18 protein-coding genes and 1 tRNA gene are annotated in these 19,364 nt (G+C 38.4%); 15 read left to right on the top strand and 4 right to left on the bottom strand.

Translation table 11 applies throughout. The features are described 5' to 3' along the window. The first annotated feature begins 60 nt into the window (after window positions 1-60). From CRO15_RS09710 to CRO15_RS09775, 13 genes are all read left to right on the top strand, one after another. Window positions 61-900 (top strand): RteC domain-containing protein, encoded by an 840-nt coding sequence (locus CRO15_RS09710; protein ID WP_097045645.1) that lies wholly within the window; start codon window positions 61-63, stop codon window positions 898-900. Between the two features lie 285 nt (window positions 901-1,185). Further along, window positions 1,186-1,464, top strand: a complete 279-nt coding sequence (locus CRO15_RS09720; protein WP_097045647.1) for a helix-turn-helix domain-containing protein — start codon at window positions 1,186-1,188, stop codon at window positions 1,462-1,464. 6 nt (window positions 1,465-1,470) lie between these two features. Then, window positions 1,471-2,010 carry a hypothetical protein gene (locus tag CRO15_RS09725; protein WP_097045648.1) on the top strand — a complete coding sequence of 180 codons (540 nt, stop codon included), beginning with the start codon at window positions 1,471-1,473 and terminating at the stop codon, window positions 2,008-2,010. After that, window positions 2,007-2,669, top strand: coding sequence for a P-loop NTPase family protein (locus CRO15_RS09730; protein ID WP_097045649.1), 663 nt, complete (start codon window positions 2,007-2,009; stop codon window positions 2,667-2,669). The genes CRO15_RS09725 and CRO15_RS09730 overlap by 4 nt, the downstream gene beginning before the upstream one ends. A gap of 271 nt (window positions 2,670-2,940) precedes the next feature. Continuing rightward, complete coding sequence (locus CRO15_RS09735) at window positions 2,941-4,440, top strand: Fic family protein (protein ID WP_097045650.1); 1,500 nt, start codon at window positions 2,941-2,943, stop codon at window positions 4,438-4,440. Window positions 4,441-4,701: 261 nt separating this feature from the next. Continuing rightward, window positions 4,702-4,989, top strand: coding sequence for a hypothetical protein (locus tag CRO15_RS09740; protein WP_097045651.1), 288 nt, complete (start codon window positions 4,702-4,704; stop codon window positions 4,987-4,989). 1 nt (window position 4,990) lies between these two features. Continuing rightward, window positions 4,991-5,269: a hypothetical protein gene (locus CRO15_RS09745; protein WP_097045652.1), complete on the top strand. Its 279-nt coding sequence runs from the start codon at window positions 4,991-4,993 to the stop codon at window positions 5,267-5,269. After that, window positions 5,262-7,679, top strand: coding sequence for a TraG family conjugative transposon ATPase (locus CRO15_RS09750; RefSeq protein WP_097045653.1), 2,418 nt, complete (start codon window positions 5,262-5,264; stop codon window positions 7,677-7,679). Before CRO15_RS09745 ends, CRO15_RS09750 begins: the two co-directional genes overlap by 8 nt. Before the next feature lie 10 nt (window positions 7,680-7,689). After that, window positions 7,690-8,271, top strand: coding sequence for a TrbJ/VirB5 family protein (locus CRO15_RS09755; protein ID WP_097045654.1), 582 nt, complete (start codon window positions 7,690-7,692; stop codon window positions 8,269-8,271). Continuing rightward, entirely contained in the window at window positions 8,271-9,113 is an 843-nt protein-coding gene (locus CRO15_RS09760) for a hypothetical protein (protein ID WP_097045655.1), read from the top strand. Before CRO15_RS09755 ends, CRO15_RS09760 begins: the two co-directional genes overlap by 1 nt. Window positions 9,114-9,148: 35 nt before the next feature. Then, complete coding sequence (locus tag CRO15_RS09765; RefSeq protein ID WP_097045656.1) at window positions 9,149-9,766, top strand: conjugal transfer protein TraK; 618 nt, start codon at window positions 9,149-9,151, stop codon at window positions 9,764-9,766. Continuing rightward, window positions 9,756-10,694 carry a conjugative transposon protein TraM gene (gene traM / locus CRO15_RS09770; protein ID WP_097045657.1) on the top strand — a complete coding sequence of 313 codons (939 nt, stop codon included), beginning with the start codon at window positions 9,756-9,758 and terminating at the stop codon, window positions 10,692-10,694. Before CRO15_RS09765 ends, traM begins: the two co-directional genes overlap by 11 nt. Beyond that, window positions 10,691-11,470 carry a DUF4138 domain-containing protein gene (locus CRO15_RS09775; protein ID WP_097045658.1) on the top strand — a complete coding sequence of 260 codons (780 nt, stop codon included), beginning with the start codon at window positions 10,691-10,693 and terminating at the stop codon, window positions 11,468-11,470. Before traM ends, CRO15_RS09775 begins: the two co-directional genes overlap by 4 nt. Here CRO15_RS09775 and CRO15_RS09780 read toward each other — a convergent pair. Both CRO15_RS09780 and CRO15_RS09785 read right to left on the bottom strand, forming a co-directional pair. Next, window positions 11,465-12,721: a site-specific integrase gene (locus CRO15_RS09780; protein ID WP_097045659.1), complete on the bottom strand. Its 1,257-nt coding sequence runs from the start codon at window positions 12,719-12,721 to the stop codon at window positions 11,465-11,467. The two genes, CRO15_RS09775 and CRO15_RS09780, sit on opposite strands and share 6 nt — an antisense overlap. A gap of 234 nt (window positions 12,722-12,955) precedes the next feature. Then, window positions 12,956-13,029: transfer RNA gene (locus CRO15_RS09785), tRNA-Arg, on the bottom strand. A gap of 63 nt (window positions 13,030-13,092) precedes the next feature. Between CRO15_RS09785 and CRO15_RS09790 the strand changes: the two genes are divergently transcribed. Further along, window positions 13,093-13,605, top strand: coding sequence for an adenine phosphoribosyltransferase (locus tag CRO15_RS09790; RefSeq protein ID WP_097045660.1), 513 nt, complete (start codon window positions 13,093-13,095; stop codon window positions 13,603-13,605). Here CRO15_RS09790 and CRO15_RS09795 read toward each other — a convergent pair. Further along, the gene (locus CRO15_RS09795; protein ID WP_097045661.1) at window positions 13,602-13,745 is read right to left on the bottom strand and encodes an SsrA-binding protein; all 144 of its coding nucleotides are present in this window, start codon (window positions 13,743-13,745) and stop codon (window positions 13,602-13,604) included. The two genes, CRO15_RS09790 and CRO15_RS09795, sit on opposite strands and share 4 nt — an antisense overlap. Window positions 13,746-14,052: 307 nt before the next feature. Here CRO15_RS09795 and CRO15_RS09800 point away from each other — a divergent pair, with 307 nt between their 5' ends. After that, window positions 14,053-17,394 (top strand): VCBS repeat-containing protein, encoded by a 3,342-nt coding sequence (locus tag CRO15_RS09800; RefSeq protein WP_243396944.1) that lies wholly within the window; start codon window positions 14,053-14,055, stop codon window positions 17,392-17,394. Between the two features lie 113 nt (window positions 17,395-17,507). On the opposite strand, the gene CRO15_RS09805 is transcribed toward CRO15_RS09800, so the two are convergent. Then, window positions 17,508-19,286, bottom strand: a complete 1,779-nt coding sequence (locus CRO15_RS09805; RefSeq protein ID WP_097045662.1) for a DUF885 domain-containing protein — start codon at window positions 19,284-19,286, stop codon at window positions 17,508-17,510. Window positions 19,287-19,364: the final 78 nt, after the last annotated feature.

Raw genomic sequence — 19,364 nt, forward strand, 5'->3', positions numbered from 1 at the left:
GACAATTTTATTTTGGAACTGTTGGGAGTCATGGAAGGACAGCATTAATGAAATGTCGTCATGCAATATCAAAAGCTGCTATCGGAATTTGAAGGTCAATTGGATGCATTGGAGAACGGGAGCGGTGATGTCCTTTTCAAGGCTGAAAAAGGGATTGTACTGGTGGAAAAGAACATTAGGAAACTGCAAAGGCAAATAGCAAGGAAGACCTTTGCAACCCAAACCGATGAGATCTATTTCTTCAAACATGTAAAGCCCCAGATCTTCAGTAAGCTTATTTATTATGTCAAACTGTTCAATATCGAGAGCAAACGTCCCAGAGGGAACAATGCCGCCCAGATCAAATACCTCCAGCACCAAATCGATAAACTTCAGACCTTTTTTAACGACAACTTGGAATTTTACAATTATTACCGTCGCGGTGCCATGTCTTTGGACGAACAGTACTTTGTCCGGGGCAACCGTGATTTGAGATTGCCCCTGGAATCGTTCCACTTTTTGATCGACGACCAATTTTCCACCTGTCAGGATGGGACGGTGGCCACCATCATGGCCTACGATATGTTGATCGTGTATTTGAGGAAGGAAGTGGATAATCTTAACAATACTATGGAACCCCCAAAAAACAATACTATGGAAAAACCGTCAAAATTATTCTGGACTGGAAGCAAGACCGATCTGATCGAGCTGTTGTATGCCCTCCATGCCAGTAGTTCCATCAATAGCGGAACGGTCGATATCAAGGAGCTGGCCTCACATTTCGAACATTTTTACAATATTGACCTTGGCAATTACTACCATACCTTTATCGATATACGGTCAAGGAAGACCAGTAAGACCCGCTTCTTGGACAAGTTGATCGAAATGCTCAAAAGACGTATGGAATCCTTGGATGAATGAACCTTGACCTGTTCCCAAGTGTGTACCTACTTGGGAATTTTGGGCCGTTGGGCATCAGGGTATCATTTTTACACATTGTCCACAGGACATATTGGTTTCTGCGTGCCCAAACGTCCACGTTTGAAATTAAAAAATATGGCCAAAAAAAATCACCCATCTGTGTACCAACTGTGGAATTGGTTCCAGTTTCCTTTTTGAGTTTTGCATTACGAAAGTCAAATCAGGAGAGGGCCATCAAGTTAGGTGAAAGTAATGCGGTGGCCCTTTTCATTCAAATCAAAACATATGGGAGCGACAATCATTACCACCGAGGACCTGAGTGAGTTCAAAATGGAACTATTGGAGGACATCAAAGATCTATTACAGGACCAAAACGGACAAGCGAACAAAAAATGGCTGAAATCCAATGAGGTAAGGGAGCTCTTGGGCATATCCCCGGGTACGCTCCAGAACCTTCGAATCAATGGCACACTTCCCTACACCAAAATTGGGGGAGTGCTCTATTATGAGTACCATGAGATCATGCAGGTGTTGGAAAGGAACAAGATCCATAATAGGCTTTAGTTCAGTTTGGAAAACATCAACTATATCAAGCACCTCAATGGGGTGTTCGGACAGTTCTCGAAGGACAGCCGTTTGAACCCGACCCATATCAGCCTGTATGTGGCCCTGTTCCAATTGTGGAACAATAACTTCTTTAAGGAGGAATTCTACATCAACCGGGAAGAGGTCATGGAGTTTTCCAAGATAGGTTCCAAATCCACCTACCATCGCTGTATAAAAGAACTCAGCCATTGGAACTATATGCTTTATGCACCTTCGCACAATCCCTTCAAAGGGAGCCGGATCAAGATGTTCGATTTTGGGACAAGTGCTGGACAAGTACTGTACCCAAGCCGTACCAAAAATGGGACAAGCAGTGGACAAGCACTGGTACCTATTATAAAACAAATACAAACTTTGGAAAACACTAAAAACAATAATAAAAGGGAAAATTTTAAAAATCCAAGTTTCCAAGATTTTGAAAACGAGGAAAAACAGACCATAGCTGTCCCATATCGGGACAACCTCAAGACGACCAAAGAGAAAGATTACAGTGAGCCTTTATGAGCTATAGAGCACCGCATATCATCGTTGAGGGAGCCGTCCAATACCCGTTGGGGGAACTAAAGGGCAAACAGGTTCTGTACGATTTTGAAAAGATGTTGACCTATCTGGAAGCCAAGGGAAAATTGTTGTTTGGAAAAAAATTCAAGATCTATCGGGAGGACAGAGAGATTATCTACAAGCTATGCCTCTATTTTATCAGGGACAAGGAACGCTGTTCCCAATACGGCATTGATATCGACAAAGGTGTTCTGCTTTCCGGTCCGGTGGGCTGTGGGAAGACCAGTTTGATGAAATTGCTGAAACATATGGTTCCCCACAAAAGACCTTATCAGGTGATTCCCTGTCGAAACATTGTTTTTTCCTTTAACCATATTGGCTATAAGGCCATTGAAGATTATGGCAATTCCCAATTCTTCTGTTTTGATGATCTGGGTGTGGAGCCCACAGGCAGGCATTTTGGAAAAGACTGCAATGTGATTGGTGAAATATTGCTGTCCCGATATGAGCTTTTCATAGACCATGGGAGAAAAACCCATGCCACAACGAATTTAAATGCCCGGGAATTGGAAGAATGCTATGGTAACAGGGTTAGATCGAGGATGCGGGAGCTCTTCAATTTGATCGGGTTTGATAGAAATACCAAAGACAAGAGAATATGATTTCACAAGAACTCGGCAGTTTGATCAATTTGCTCCAACACATAGGAAAGCAACATGTCTGGTTTCGAGATAACAGGTATGTAATATGTTGATTTTATTATAATGGAAAAAATTCACCAAAAGAACATTTATATTGGAAAAAAACATCCAAATTCTTATATGCACTCTGTTATAATGGAAAAAACTCTTAAACATTATAGTAGAAAATATTCTTCAAATCATACGTTATAATAGAAAATATTCTCTATTTTTGTGTTTTAGACCCTTTATAATGGAAAAAAATGCCCCGCTCCACTTACAAGAGATTATTTTTTCTTCCAGCGATAAAGCATTGAGCAAACAAATTTCCAAATTGGAAAAAGAAGGACGTATAAGAAAGATCGCTCCCCGTATCTATACGTCCAATTTTTTGGAAACGCCAGAGGAAATCATACAGAAGAACATATTTGCCATTTTGGGACACCAATATCCCAATGCTGTTTTGAGCCATCGTTCGGCATTGGAGTACAAACCCACTGCACTCGGGCACATATTTGTCACCCATACCTACACCAAGAACATTAAGTTGCCGGGAATAACCATTCGGTTCATGGAAGGAACGGGACCGTTGAAGGGGGATATCAAATTTTTGGGGAAACTGTATGTTTCACAACGGGAAAGGGCATTTCTTGAAAACCTACAAGTGTCCAAAAGACCCGGACCGCGTTCCAAAACCATACCGCTTCCGGAACTGGAGGAAAAACTGGAGCAAATCGTTCGTGTGAAAGGCGAGAAAGGGCTGAACGAACTTAGAGATCGTGCTAGGACCATTTCTGAAGAATTGGACATGCGCAGGGAATTTGATAAATTGGATGGGTTGATCAGTGCGTTGTTGACCACAAACCCCTCAAAGATATTATCTTCGCCCGTTGCCTTGGCCCGGGCTTTCGGTAATCCATACGACCCCGTTAGACTGGAACTTTTTGAAAAGCTCTTTCGATATTTGAAACAATTGGAGTTCAAAGATTTTCCTGAAAACAACGTTTCCAAAAAAGCCTTTAAAAACTTTGCTTTTTATGAGGCCTATTTTTCAAACTACATAGAGGGTACCGTTTTTGAATTGGAGGAGGCAAAAACCATAGTAAAAACGGGAACACCACTTGCGACAAGAGATGAAGATTCCCATGATGTACTGGGAACGTACAACATAGTCAGTAACAAAAAAGAAATGGCCATTGTACCTTCGACCCCAGAGGAGTTTATTCATATTTTGCAATACAGGCATGGGATACTGCTTGAAGCCAGAAAATCAAAGAACCCCGGGCAATTCAAGGACAAAAATAACAAGGCCGGTCAAACCCATTTTGTGGACTTCAATTTGGTCAGAGGAACGTTGATCAAGGGATTTGAATACTATAATGCTTTAAAAGATCCCTTTTCAAGGGCTGCGTATATTATGTTCATGGTAAGTGAAATACACCCATTTTTGGACGGAAATGGTAGAATGGCCAGAGTCATGATGAATGCGGAACTGGTCAAAGAAAATCAAAGTAAGATTATGATTCCAACAGTTTACCGGGAAGATTATCTAGGGGCTTTGAGACGTTTGACCAGACAAGGTGACCCCATGGTCTACGTAAGGATGCTCAGAAGGGCCCAAACCTTTAGCTCGACCATCACTGCAGAGGACATGGATAAGGTGGAAACATATTTGGAGGCATGCAATGCCTTTAGCGATGATGAAGATAAGATACTTCGATTCAATGGGCCGGGCATCAAGGAGATTGGATGAAATTTTATCCAATTGGTTCGATATTATAACGGTCACTAAAAGGAAATAGACGTTTTTCAGCTATACATAAAACGGATAAATTCAATTTATCAACATCGCATTCCCAATTTCCCGTAATGGTTGGTGCCAATTTGGATTAAAAAATCATAAGCGAAATTAAATAATATTTTATTCACAAAATACTGATTATCAATATTTTGATATTCAATATAGAGTACTTTTCAAATATCAAAAACCGTCTAATCTTAAAAAGTTTACGATATGCGAAAATCACTGTATGCAGCCTTGCCTTTGCTCGTTTTTTCCAATTCCCTATTTGCACAGATTGGAGGCATTGAAGATTCCGTTAACGAAGTTTCCGATACCATACGGGCCATCTTTCCCATTATTCTGGGAGTCATCTTCCTAATAGGCTTTCTGTTCAATGCAGGACATTTCTTTGGTGAGAATGCAGACCTCAAAAAAGGAATTACCCGTGTATTGGTCTTTGTACTTATCGCCGGCGCGGTTGTGGGCATATTTACATATCTCATAGGCATCGTGGTGTAGCATGAAACGCTACGAAATCTATAAGGATATCCGAAAGCGAGCAGTGATAATGGGGTTGCCCATTTCATTGTTCGCACTCATGATGACATCGGTCATCGGGTCATTACTGCTTATCATCTTTTCGTTCAGCTTTTTGGTCATCATTTCGGTATTCTTTCTCAACGGAGGCCTCTATGTGGTATTGACACAACTGACCAAACACCCAGCGGTATTGCATTTTAAAAGAATATTCCCAACCACCATCAGTAACAAACGAGAAAGTCAACTCCAATATGAATAAAATTAACCTATCCGCATATCATCCTATTCTGAGCATAGAAGAGCATATCGTTTTTGCCAGTAATGGTAATGTAATATTATGTTATAAAGCAGACCTACCAGAAATCTATTCCCTATCCGAAAAAGATTTTGAGGACATACACGGCTCATGGTTTCAGGCATTCAAATCCCTACCGACAAGTACGGTTATCCATAAACAAGATATTTATAAGAAAAGCAATTATGCTGCAGATAAACTTCCCAATAAAAGCTTTATGGAAAAAGCGACCCATCGACATTTCAAAGGGCGAGAATACCTGACGCATACATCCTATCTTTTCTTCACCCTTCCATTGGATAAGGCCTTAAATGCTTCCAAGTTTACCAATCCGTTCCGAAAAGTGGAAAAGGGCATTAACAAACAACTGGACCATAATGTCCAGGAGTTTATCGCTTCGGTAAATGATGCAGTTTCTTTTATCAATAACAGCCGTAAAGTGTCTTTGAAACCACTGAACCAAGATGAAATCCTTGAATTGACCAATGCCTACTTTAATGGATTTAATGAAGGTTTTGACACAGATATTCAATTGAAACCTGCCCGCCGAGGTGGGAAAACTGCGATTGAAATTGGGGAGAACCATTTTGATGTACTGGCAGTAAATAGCGAACTCTGTTTCGGTGATGTAGTACAAAGCAGTAAAAACAATGACAAGTTTACTTCGGATGATTTTGTGTTCCATCAGGGTTTTATTGATGGATTGGGATTGGACCTAAATGAAAACCATATCATCAACCAAATTATTTACCTGGATGACAAACATAAATGGAGAAAACTACTGGACAAGAAAATTGAAGAGCTTAGTAAAAGTTCCAACTTCGGAACACAGAACAAAGTCATTCAAAAGAAGATTGAAGCTATTGTTGCTAAAATTGATGAAGACGATAGTTCTAGAATTATACGTGGGCATCTCAACATTGTTTTCTGGTGTCCGGAAGCCGGACGGCTAAAAAATATCGCTTCAAAGATTAAGACCGAGTTCAAGGAGCTGGACATTGTACCATACTACCCAAAGGGGGAAGAACGAAAGCATTATTTCCTCAACTCCTATTGTTGTTTCAGTTCTAACTTTTCCATTGAAGATTTGTACGTCACCGACTTAAAACATGCACTGTGTTTATATATCAACAACAGCAATTATAAATCAGATGGGCAGGGTATCATTTTTAATGATAGGCAATACAATATTCCAGTTTTAAAGGATGTCTGGGACGAACAAAAGAAACGTATCAAGGCTAGAAACTTTGCCATTTTCGCTCCAACGGGAGAAGGTAAATCCTTTTTAGCCAATAATGTACTTCGACAGTATTTCGAGCAGCAAGTCAGATTGGTCATCATCGATTTGGGAGGGTCTTATTCCAAGTTTGCCAAGCTCTATCCCAATGACCATATCATCTTACGATATGAGCAGGGAAAAAACCTGGGCATCAATCCCTTTTACATCTCCAATGAAGCAGATTTGACCCCTGAGCGATTGGAAGACCTTGCCATTTTTCTATTGGAACTATTAGCTGAGGGCAACCAAGTTTCAAAAGCTAAAGAAGTAGCTATTAAAAAAGTGCTACTACATTATTACAAACACATCCGATTAAATCATTCACTGGCTTCTTTGTATCAATTTATAGATGATAAAAAAGATAGCCTCATAGAGGCTCTTAGTATAAGGGAAGAACATTTTAGCGTTTACAACTTCCTGCATATCCTTTCGGAATATGTAGATGATGGATTGTACAGCTTCCTCTTCAATGTGAGTGAAGACCAGACTTATAAGATTGAGGATAAGCGAATGATTGTCTTTGAACTGGATGAAGTGAAGGACAATAAGGAAATCCTTTCTGTAATGTTGAAGCTTATCAAATCGGCTATCCAACGAACCATTTGGCGTAATCGTTCCGAAAGAGGTATCATCCTTTTTGATGAGTTTGCCAAACAACTCAAATTCGATAATGTTTTGGAGAGTGTGGAATTCTATTATCAGGCTATCCGAAAACAAAATGGGGCTATTGGTATTATTCTCCAATCCATCAATCAATTGCCTAATAATTCCACATCGGCAAGTATTCTGGAGAATACACAGGTAATTTATAGCCTTCGGAACGAAAAAGGGTACGAAGAACTTCAAAAACGATTGAACCTGTCGAGTCACGATTTGAACCAGTTAAAGTCTATTCGCAACAACCTTACTGGAGATAGAAAGTATACGGAAATGTTCATCAAGATTGGAAAAGAGAGCAACATTTTTCGTCTCGAAGTGCCCAAAGAAGTGTATGCCGCTTACCTCACGGATGGAAAAGAAAGTGAGACCATAATGCAGCTATATGAGCAGCATCAATCGATGGAAAAAGCCATCAACATATTTATTAATTCTTAAAACGAAAATCATGAAGAACAAAATCAAAATTCTAGTATTAGCATTTGCAATAGTCATTTTATTGCCTGCCCGTGCTACGGGCCAGGGGATGCCAGTGTATGACAATACCAACTTTATCAGCTTTACCAAATCCTTGATAGAATCGGCAAAACAGACCTCACAGTTGTTGAAAACCGTACAGTTTCTAAAGACCCAAAAAGAGAACATCGAAAAGGTCAATAATGTCATCAGACAGCTAAAGGCAGTCCGGGAAATGGCACGAAATAACCAACGTTTGTTCAACATTGTTCAGGATGATTTACGGGAGATTCTCAACTCACCCTATATCAAACCTGATGAAGTGAATCGGGTCTCGGAATCCTTCAATTCCATTATTGAAAACTCTTTGTATGGACTGGAATATATCGACCAGATATTGTCCAATGATACCTTTAAAATGACCGATGCGGAACGAGCCGAAGTCCTGAAGGATATCGAACTTAAATCCAAAGAAATGGTAGCTGAGATTGAAGCTAAGACCAAACGTTACCGTGAAATTATCGCCTTTCGTGAAATGCAGGATAAAATAAATAATAGGGAAACCAATTACTAATGGCGGGTATCTTTTTGGGCATAGGATTGGAATATGTTGATGCGGTGTTTACCACTATCAAGAACAGTGACTTTTCCCAGTACACTATTACAGGAATGAAGACACTGGCCATTCTGTTCTTTCTTATCAATATCCTCAAAAAGTACAATGAAGGCGTTGCCAACAACGAGGGGTATACCTGGGGACTGACCCCTGGAGAGCTCGCAAAGAATTTTGCAGTGGTTATCCTGGTCATTTTCTCAACACAGGTATTGGATGTTTTTGATACCATTCTTGTGGCCATAGAGGCCCAATACCGGGACACGGCTCCTGCGCTCCTCCCGTTACAGATGCAAGACATCGATTTGGAACAGGATGTGGGCGCATTGGAAGCCGCCAAAAAAGCAATGGCCATGTTGTACGAAGCTTTGGTTACTCCTTTGTATGGATTGAAGATGTTGGCTTTTATCATTGGGATATTCCTTTGGTTATTGGATTTATTCATATACCCATTATTTCTTGCAGAACGCTTCTTTTTGTTGGGCATCATGCAGGCCTTTTTTCCTTTGGTGATCAGTCTTGCTGTATTTGAAAAGTTTCGTTCACTCGCGTACAATTTCTTTAAGCTCTATGCTGGGGTGTATATGTTGGTGCCTGCGTTTTTTCTGGTCAACATATTTGTAAACAACCTGTATACAGAAATCAATACCAACTTTTGGAACACTCTTTTTGGAACGGATTGGGGAAGTGCATTTTTTGCGCCATTGCTCCAATTTGGTTCCATTGGATTTATCGTGTTGCTCAAATTCAAACTCTATCGCAGGGCAACATCATTTGTATTTAAACTCTTTTCAGGTGCCTAAGGCACATTAGGCAAATCCAAGCAAAACTTAAAAAAATGAAAACACCTTATCAAAATATTTACAACGTGCTCCGCCTGAACCGATTCATTGTTTTGGCAGTCGTTATCGGAGCAGTTTTGACCTGTACCATCTCAGTAACTAGGGTCATAAAACTTCACAAAGAATCCATCAATAATGCCTTTGTGGTCAATTCGGATGGAAGTGTCATTCCCCTTAAAATGGTACAGCAAAATGAAAATTTAGAAGTGGAAGTATTATCGCATTTAGAACTGTTCCATACCTATTTCTACCACATCGATGCGAGCAATTATGAAAAGAACCTGGAGAAAGCTTTATGGTTAGGAAATAGTTCTGTGGATGCATTGTACAGACAGAAAAAAGCTGATGGCGTTTACAACCGATTATTACAATATTCCTTAGTGCAAAAGGTATTAAAAATTGAATCGAAAATTAAAGTGCAAAATGGACCCTATGGGTTCGAAACCACTGTCATTTTTGAAATCAATCGAGGGTCGATAATCGACACCTATGAACTGACCACATCAGGAAACATTATCCATGTGGATAGGAACTTTCCCAACAATACCCATGGATTATTGATTACCAACTTTTTTGAAAACAAACTTAAAAAGCTAGAAGATTATGAAAATTGAAAAGAATAAAATTGTATTCACTGCCATCATTCTATGTGTAGTGCTATTTATTGGCTCCTATGCTGTAATCGCATTGGGTGAAGAAGAGGAAACAACCATTGATAACAACCAGATTCCCATCCCGGAATTGGAGGAGGGACAAAAGGAATATGGTTCAAAATTAGAGGCTCTGGACGACCTTAAAGAAGAAAGGGAGTTAACCGCTCCATCAGTTTACCCTGATCATATGGTTGATGATAAGGGCTATTTCAATCCAGATTATATGGAATATGAAAAGCAGCGCATTATTGATAGTCTTTATAATGAAGGGAATATTGATTTCGAATTGGGTACCTATCGAAAATCCATTGAGAATATGGAGCGACCTACATCTGATGCAAAGGAAGAACACCAAACTGATCCTGAAACAATTACGGAACCTGAAGCTAATACCATGGAACTGGGACTGGAGCACCAGTTGTTTTTTGCTTCCAATCCGTTGGAAAATGAAAACCTAATGACCCAAAATACGGATGCTTTTATTTATGCACGGGTGGACGGCACACAGACGGTTCGCAACAACTATCGCCTACAAATGCGCTTGACCAGAGATGCACTCATCAATGGCCGCACCGTCTGGAGAAATACACCTATTTATGGTTTCGTGAGCTTTAAACCGAATCGTACCGTCATAGAGATTGAAAACATCAATCACAATCCAGTTAGGTTAAACGCTTTTGACCTTCAGGACGGTAGTGAAGGTATCTACATTGAAAATAGCTTTAGGGGAGAAGCTACTCAAGAGATAGTAGGAGATGTTGTGGATGACATCAATATTGTGGGTGTTCCACAAGTAAGCGGGGTCAAAAGGATATTTCAACGTAACAACCGCTCCATAAAAGTTACCGTTAACGACAATTATCAACTCATTTTAAAACCCATACTATGAAAATTTTGATCGTTATTGCTTTAACCCTATCTATAAACCCTGTAGTTGCTCAGCAAACATTGGATACCATTTACGCCAATGATAAAAAGAACGTGGCCCTGTTTTTTCCGGAACCCATTCGACAAGGAATTACTGGCATTGACAATTTTGTATTTACCTACAATAGGGAAAAAGAACAATATTTTGGATTGTTGCAGGCTACACCAGGAGTAGAAAGTAATCTACTTATTGTAACCAAAAATGGTCAGGTCTACTCCTTTATTTTGAAGTATAAAGAACAGTTATCAAAATTGAATTACTTCATCACACCTAATGAAAGTATTGGGAGAGAGCGATCTGTTGTATTAAAACAAAAGTCAGTTGTTCAGCCATCAGATAAGGCAGACTATTTTAAGAAGTTCAGTAACCATTTATTGAAAACAAAATATGAATCTATTGCAACTAAGCGAAAAAAAGGTATCAAGCTACAGTTGCAAAAGATGGTTTATAATGCTTCTGAAGTTTACTTAGTATTAGAAATCAAGAACAAATCCGAAATCGATTTTGAAGTAGATTATTTAAATATCTACAGAGTAAATGGCAACAAAAAGCGTAAAGCCTCATATCAAGAACTCTTGATTAATGTTGATTATAAGCATGAAATGCCCAAGACTATCAGAATAGACCAATCAAGAAAGTTTGTTTTTGTGTTGTCCAAGTTTGTATTGGTAGATGGCGAAAAGTTGAAGCTTGAATTAAAAGAACTGAATGGGGAAAGGAAAATCCAGCTTTTATGATAAAGCTGAATTCCCTTTTTCGTCCTTCTTGGGATTTAATTTCATTCTTAGCACATTCATATCATCACTAAGTTTCTTATCAAGAACCCTCGCATAGATTTGCGTCGTTGCCAATTTGGTATGACCCAAGAGTTTTGAAACGGTTTCAATTGGAACGCCATTGGACAATGTCACGGTAGTGGCAAAAGTGTGACGTGCCATATGAAAGGTCAGGTTCTTTTTAATCCCAACTGCATCCGCAATTTCTTTTAAGTACAAGTTTATTTTCTCATTGGTAAGCACTGGAAGCAATGTTTCTGATACAACGGTAATTGGATTTTCGACATACTTTTCAATAATGGATTCTGCTTTATCCAATAAAGGAATTCTAACAGGTGTTTTTGTTTTTTGTCTTTTGGTATATATCCATCTACTGCCATCCATTCCCAAAACAATATTATCAGGTGTCAACTTAATAATGTCTGCATAGCTGATCCCAGTGTAGCAGCTAAAAACAAACAAATCACGAACCCTATCTAATCGTTCCAGCGGAAATGCATACGTTTCGAGGTTAGAAAGCTCATTTGCACTTAGAAATTCACGTTGTTTGGTTTCAAATGTGGGTTTCCATCTAACAAATGGATCTTTGTCTACCCATTCTAAATGATAGGCTAGAGTAACAATCTTTCTAAGTCTTTGAAGATGTTTCATCACCGTATTATGGCTCATTGCCTTGGGATGGCCACTAGGATAATATCCAATCAAAAAAGTTTCAAAATCTGAAATGAATTTATAGTTGAGCTGCCTCAAGAAAACATCCGAAGTCTTCAGTTTTTGTTGCAAATACCGATTAATGTAATTCTCTGTAATGCCGAAATTTCTGATGGTGCCGGAAGCAAGTGTTTTTTCGATTTTCCGGTTATGGTATTTTAAAATTTCTTGAAGTGTCTTTAAATCGCTGTCTTCATTAAGGTATTTTGCTTTGACCAAACTGGCTGTAACCAGTTCTCCTTTCAAATTAAGATCACTGTAACATTGAAACAAAGCCGTTTCTACTTGTGCCAAGTACTTATTAGTTTGTTTGGATTCTTTGGAGCTTCCAATGGCTCTTTTGGCTTTTACATTCCAATTGTCAAGGTTTACTTTGCATTTTAAGCTAATGTTAACCCGTTTTTGATTAACTGTTATTCTTGCATAGATTAATGCTTCGTTGTTCTTTGCTTTTTTTTGGTCGGCCCAAAAAAGAATGGAAAATGTGTTTTTTGTACGCATAGTTGCCGTCTTTAAAAATTAAACATTCATCGAGACGAAAGTCAAATCAACTATACCAGTTCAATAAGATGTTTTAGGCAAAGTGTCAGTTCAACTGACACTTTAGAAAATAACTGACGGATAGCTACCATTTTTATGCATATCCAATCAAATTAAATGAACCCCTAAAAACCAAGAAACCATGTAAATCATAAGACTTACATGGTTTTGGAGCAATTTGTCGATTGCTCTTAGTGACCTCGACAGGATTCAAACCTGTAACCTTCTGAGCCGTAATCAGATGCGCTATTCAGTTGCGCCACGAGGCCTTTTTAATGGGGTGCAAATATATTTCTTTTTAAATTTACGACAAAACCAAGTAATCAAAAATTATGGATTTTGAATCCTATATTCGTGATATAGAAGACTTTCCAAAGCCGGGCATTGTTTTTAAGGACATTACACCACTTTTAAAAGATCCAAAAGCGCTACACAAAGCTTGTAATGTACTTTGTGAAATGGTTGGAGACCAGAAGGTTGATAAAGTTGTGGGCGTGGATAGTAGAGGTTTCATCTTTGCTCCTTTAATAGCATCTAAATTAAACGCGGGTTTTGTTCCAGTGCGTAAAAAGGGGAAACTTCCGTATAGCACTGTTTCGGAATCTTATAAGTTGGAATATGGAGAAGATATTGTGGAAATACATACTGATGCGATTCTTAAAGGCGAAAAAGTTGTGGTTCACGATGATGTATTGGCCACTGGGGGAACGGCAAGTGCTGTATGCAAGTTGGTAGAAAAACTTGGTGGAGAGGTTATTCAATGTAATTTTTTGATTCAGCTTACCTTTTTAAATGGAAGCGACAAGCTCAACGAGTATCGGATAAAATCCCTTCTCCAATACTAATCCAAAGCCCTTGAGGTTACAAAATACCGCCATCCAATTATAGCCAACTGTAACTTAGATGCTTTGGATAGGTCCAATCTCTTTTTGGTATAAGAAGGAAGTAAAAGCTTGTTGACTTTTGCCAAGAATTTGTAGAACATAATTTCAATGGTTGGTCAATACAAAGATAACCAAAGTTTTAGCTTCCATAGATTTAATGGAAAAGTAACTCTTTACTCGGTTGAAGTTCGGCCGGAATTTAACATATTTTGATGTCATTATGGGCAAGGTAATAGGTTCGGGAACTCCCAACATCTTCTTGGGTAGGGCATTGGTCTAAATAATTTATGCTCCCTGTACATTTTAACTATTTTGAGGGCAAAGTATTATTTGCTTTAAGAGTACAGATAATGAGCTCAATATGGTAGCTTATGTCAATTTTCAAGAAAACTGATTTTATAAACAATCATGAAAAAAACACGGGAAAAAATAATTTGTTTTCAGCTACAGATTCTGATAATGCTCCTTATACCAATTTTTGGTCAATCTCAGGATGATAAAAGATTCACATTATTGAAATCTTCATATACCGGAGTGAATTTTGAAAATACCATAAAGAGTACAAAGGATAAAAACATATTGTTGTATGCCAATTTTTACTCCGGTGCGGGAGTTGGTGTTGGAGATTTTAATAATGATGGTCTTCAGGATATTTATTTTGCCGGCAATATGGTTCAGGACAGAATTTATCTTAATCAGGGAAATTTAACTTTTAAAGATGTCACTAAAGAAGCTGGAATAGTTGATGATGATGGTTGGTCAGCCGGGGTCACCATTGCAGATGTGAACAATGATGGCTATGTTGACATATATGTGAGTAGGGAGTTATATGATTATAACCCTGAGAAGAGAATCAACCTTTTATATATTAATCAAGGGAATGGAACTTTTATTGAATCAGCAAAGGAATATGGTGTTGATGACTCCCAAAGGACCAGACATGCCGTTTTTTTGGATTACGACCGGGATGGATTTTTAGATATTTTCTTATTGACCCAACCTCCAAATGCAGGAATTTTATCTGAGTTTATTGGGTCGAACAAACAAAAAGCGGAATCTCATGTAAGATTGCTAAGGAATACTGGTGAAAATTCATTTGAGGATGTTACTGAAAAAGCAGGGGTAAAACGATCTGGTTATCCAAATGCTGTTTGTACTGCCGACTTGAACAATGATGGATGGGTGGACATATATGTGACAAACGATTTTAAAGAACCTGACTTCCTATTTATGAATAATAAGAATGGAACTTTCACCAATGTTGTGGATTCGTCAACAGGGCATATCTCACATTTTGCTATGGGAGTGGATATTTCTGATATCAATAACGATGGTCATTTGGATGTGTTTGTGGTCGATATGGTTGCAGAGGATAATTTTAGATTGAAATCCAATATGGGGGGAATGGACCCAGAGGCCTTTTGGAGAGTAGTGAACAAAGGAGGACATTACCAATACATGTTCAATACATTACAGTTGAACAATGGTAATATGGCATTCAGTGATGTGGCCCAAATGACGGGAATGGGTTCAACAGATTGGAGCTGGTCTAATTTAATGGCTGATTTTGATAACGATGGATTGAAAGATACCTATGTTACCAACGGATTATTACATGATATTATGAATACGGATGCCGATAAGGCAGTGGCTGATTTTATTGATAAAACATCGTATGATTGGATTTTGGCACATCCAGATGGTGGTGGAATTACTAGTATTTTCGATATCCTGGATTTACAGAAAGCAGTAAATATGGTTCCTTCCAATCCTATCTCCAATTACGCTTATAAAAATAAGGGAAATCTGCAGTTTGAAAAAGTAATGGATGAATGGGGCTTGGAACAAAAATCTTTTTCCAATGGCTCGGCTTATGCCGATTTCGATAATGATGGAGATTTGGATTTGGTGGTCAACAATGTTAACGAAGAGGCTTTTATTTATCGAAATAATTCCGAAAGCCTACCTAATTCAAATTTCTTCAGGGTCAAGTTAAAAGATGGCAAGAACAGACCAGTATTTGGAGCAAGGGTAGCATTGTTTTCCAAAGAAGGAATGCAGATTCAGGAAACAACTAACGTACGCGGAATATATTCCTGTAGTGAGCCTATTGTGCATTTTGGTCTGGGAGAAAATCAAAAAATTGATAGCCTAGAGATTTCGTGGCCAAATCATAAGAAAACCACACTTAAAAATCTTATGGTCAACCAAGTAATTGAATTGGATATGGATAAGGCCGTGGAACCACAAAAAAACAATGACTCCCCAACCCCTATTTTTAAGGAAGATACTGATTCTAAGGCTATAGAATTTGTACATCAAGAGAACATTTTTGATGATTATGGCTATCAAGTGTTATTGCCTCATAAAATGTCTCAATTTGGTCCGGCAATGGATGTTTCAGATATCAACAATGATGGGCTTGAAGATATTTTTATAGGAGGAGCTCAAGGGTTTAGTCCTGTTTTATACACCCAAAATTCGGAAGGACAATTTTTAAAAAGCTCTCAAACCTTTTGGGAAAATGAAAAAGCATATGAAGATTTAGATGCTTTGTTTGTAGATATCAATGGGGATGGATACAAAGATCTATATGTAGTAAGTGGGGGCAATGAATTTCCTGCGTATGCCTCATTTTATTATGATCGTCTTTATTTAAATGATGGTAGAGGAGGGTTTTCTGAAAGGATTGAATTAAGCGGAGCACAGGAGAGTGGTTCAATAGTAAAGGCGGAAGATTATGATAATGATGGCGATATGGATTTGTTTGTGGGGGGAAGGCATGTTCCCCGCCAATATCCTTTGCCGGCATCCAGCATACTTTGGACCAATGACAATGGTAAATTGGTTGACAATACTAATGTTTTAGCACCAGAATTAAAAGATGTTGGGATGGTCACGGATGCGGTGTGGGCAGATTATGATAATGATGGTGATTCTGATTTGATCATTGTAGGGGAGTGGATGCCAATAACAGTTTTTAAAAATGATGCAGGAAAATTTTCTAAAACGCCCATAAAAGGACTGGAAAACTCTTCGGGATGGTGGTTCAGTATAGAAAAAGGTGATTTTGATCAGGATGGGGACATAGATTTTATTGTTGGCAATTTAGGGTTGAACTATAAGTATAAGACCTCAAAAGAAAAACCTTTTGATATATATTATGATGATTTTGATAAAAATGGATCAAGTGATATTGTCTTAGGTTACTACAATAGTGAAAAACACTACCCATTGAGAGGATTTTCATGTTCTTCCCAACAAATCCCTGGCTTAAAGACAAAATTTGAAAAGTATGATACTTTTGCCTCCTTGGAATTGGATCAGGTATATGGTAAAAGAAATTTGGAGGAATCCTTACATTATGAAGCTGATACCTTTGCTTCTTCTTATATGGAGAATTTAGGGAATGGAAGTTTTAAACTCTCTAACTTACCGCATCTTGCACAGCTTTCCAATATAAACGACATTTTGGTTGATGATTTTAACTCTGATGGCAATTTGGACGCCTTATTGGTAGGGAACTTATTTGTGTCTGAGGTAGAAACACCCAGAAATGATGGTGGAACCGGTCTTTTTTTATTGGGAGATACCAAAGGCAAATTTCAAACAGTTTCTCCTTGGGAAAGTGGATTTTATGCTAGGGGAGACGCTAAAAAAATGAAACCCCTTATGGTATTGAAAAAACCAAAAATAATGGTCGCTAACAATAATGATCAGTTACAAATTTTTGATTTACATAAAAAATGAAGCTGTTTTGGTTGAAAAATAGATGCTCGGCATGAAACTGATGAAGCCGATACCCATATATTCGGTTGGGATGTTGAAAAGAAAAGAGCCGCTTTAAGCGGCTCTTGTTTTCTCTAACTATTTTCCTTGATCCAATGGTCAATTTTACTTTCCAAAAGTGCAAGTGGAACGCATCCAGTTTCCAATACCTGATTGTGAAATTGACGAATGTCAAACTTTTCACCTAAGGCATCCTCAGCTTTCTTGCGCAATTCCCTGATTTTAAGTTGTCCTATTTTATAGGATAGGGCTTGCCCTGGATTTGCCATGTAACGCTCAATTTCTGAGATGATGGAAGCTTCAGATTCAGCTTCATTGTTCAATGAATATTGAATAGCCAGTTCTCTGGTCCATCCTTTGGAATGTAGCCCGGTATCAACCACTAATCTTACGGCTCTATGCATTTCAGCACCCAGCATTCCAAACAATTGATACGGATCTGTATATAAACCTAATTCCGTTCCTAAAGATTCGCTATAAAGTGCCCATCCTTCACCATAACCACTATACCAAAGCGTTTTTCTGAATTTAGGTAATTCTTCACTCTCCTGGGTCAATGATATTTGATAATGATGTCCTGGAATGGCTTCATGTAAAAACAAAGATTCATCGGAATAAGTATTGTATTTGGTAACTTCTGGAATTGGAGTGTAAAAGATTCCCGGTCGGGTACCATCCAAAGATCCAGGGTTATATTCCGCACTTGCCGATTTTTCTCTGAAAGCTTCCGTGCGCCTCACTTCAAAAGGTGTTTTTGGTTTTACATCAAAAAGCTTTTCAATCTGAGGTTTCATTCGGTCATGTATGGCATTGAAATTATCAATTACCTGCTCAGGGTCTGTAAAAGGCATGAGCTCCTTGTTGCTCCTTACATAATCAAAAAAAGCCTTTAAATCTCCTTCAAAACCAACTTGTTCCTTAATTTTTTCCATTTCGGAACGAATCCGCGCAACTTCACTTAACCCCAATTCATGGATTTCCGCAGCTGTCATATTGGTGGTGGTATATTTTTTAATTTGATGAGCATAGTATGCATCCCCACCAGGTTCACCCTGAATGCCGCTAGACTCTCGACCAGCTTCCATATACTCATTGGCCATGAAAGTATGAAGCTTTTCGTATGCCAGGATGATCTTGTCATTTATCATGCTTTCATAAGCGGACGTAAGCTGTGATTTTTCGGCTTCTGAAAAATCCTCTGGCATATTCTTGATCGGGGTATAGAAAAGGTGTTTGTCCAAATCTTTCACCGTTAGTGATTCTAGTTGGGGTAATACTTTTTTAATCAATGATTTTGGAAGTACATGGCCTTTTTCCATACCCTCTCTCATTTTATCTTCCGTACTGGATAGCCACTCCAAATACCCATCTACTCGCTTGATCCATTTTTGATAATCTTCCACGGTGTTAAATGGTTGGGCACTTGAACCACTCGCCAATTGCCCCATAAATAGATTAGGGGACCACATTTGGTCAATAGGAGTAAGGTTTGCATTAAAGTTGAATTCGTTCAAATTGATATCACATTGCCATTCTAGAATAGCCTTGCTCATTTGCTCACTTGCTGTAAGGCTTTCATTGGGAAAATCATTCAACTTAGTTTTGTATCCTTCAAAGTGGGCCTTTACTTTGGCAATATGATCATCAGAAAGTTGATTTGTGAAAACATCATCATAGCGATTGTCACCAGCTGTGGTGGCATTGATAGGGTTTAGTTTTAACCCATCTTCATAATAACTATCTAAAACAGCTGCAAATTTTTCACTAAGGTTTGGTGATTCTTCTTTTTTTGGTTCTTGTTTGCAGGATTGCAAACAAACTAGGGAAACTAATAAAATTGTTATTTTTTTCACGTTTTCGGGTTTGATTTGTTACAAAAATGTAAAATAATCAAATCAAAGAACACAAAGCTTACGTGAATTGCTAAAGTT

The sequence above is a fragment of the Flagellimonas pacifica genome (genome assembly GCF_900215465.1).
Taxonomy (GTDB): domain Bacteria; phylum Bacteroidota; class Bacteroidia; order Flavobacteriales; family Flavobacteriaceae; genus Flagellimonas; species Flagellimonas pacifica.